This is a genomic window from Peptoniphilus sp. oral taxon 836 str. F0141, from assembly GCF_000179335.1.
In the GTDB taxonomy this organism is placed as follows: Bacteria; Bacillota; Clostridia; order Tissierellales; family Peptoniphilaceae; genus Peptoniphilus_A; species Peptoniphilus_A lacrimalis.
Genome location: NZ_AEAA01000006.1, coordinates 1 through 803, shown reverse-complemented (window position 1 = coordinate 803; position 803 = coordinate 1). Strand labels below are relative to the sequence as shown.

1 protein-coding gene is annotated in these 803 nt (G+C 29.5%); it reads left to right on the top strand.

The annotated features are described in order from the left end of the window. A partial coding sequence (locus HMPREF9131_RS00180) for a polysaccharide pyruvyl transferase family protein (protein ID WP_009344702.1) occupies nt 1-590 on the top strand: 590 nt, incomplete at its 5' end. Nucleotides 591-803 lie beyond the last annotated feature (213 nt).

Here is an 803-nt window from a genome sequence, read left to right as displayed (position 1 = left end):
AGCCTATAAGTGACAAAAAAACAGAAGAAATTTTGGCTAAGGAAGGTATAAAAATTTCTCAAAATACAATTGGTATATGTATAAGAGAATGGAAAAAAGCACAAGGCTTAAAGGAAAAATTAGCCTATGTCTGTGATTATTTGGTAGAGATGGGTTATGATGTCTTGCTTGTTCCCTTTCATATGCCAAGAGATAATGTTTATTCAATGGAACTTGCAAAATTGTGCAAAAATAAGGACAGAATTTCTACAATTACAAGAACTTACAAGGCTCAAGAACTTATGGGAATATTTAGAAAATGCAAATTGTTACTAGCCATGCGCCTACATTCAGTGATTTATGCAGCAGTCGTAAATCTTCCCATGGTAGGTCTTATATATGATCCAAAAGTAAGGGCAATGGTAGATGAACTTGGAATCAGTGAGTATGTAGATGTAGAAAATTTCACCACAGATGAGTTAATAGACCAGGTGAAAAAAGCCCTAAATAATCTAGATCAAAGAAAAATTATTTTAGAAAAAAATACCAATAAAAAGAAAGAAAAAGCAAAAGAGAATATTTCCATAGCCTTAGAGTTATTAAATAAATAAAACAATATATATAGTAAAAGTGCCAGTTCATAATTAACTGACACTTTTACTATATCACCTTTGTAAAAGGCTTAAATTAATAACTGAATTATTTACTTGTAACTATCTTTGGTTTTAATTCATAAATTTATCAATTGTTATAATCTTATTTTCTTCTTGAGATTTTTTTACATCTATTATTCTCTGGTTGGAGGAACCTCTAAATTTTAGCCT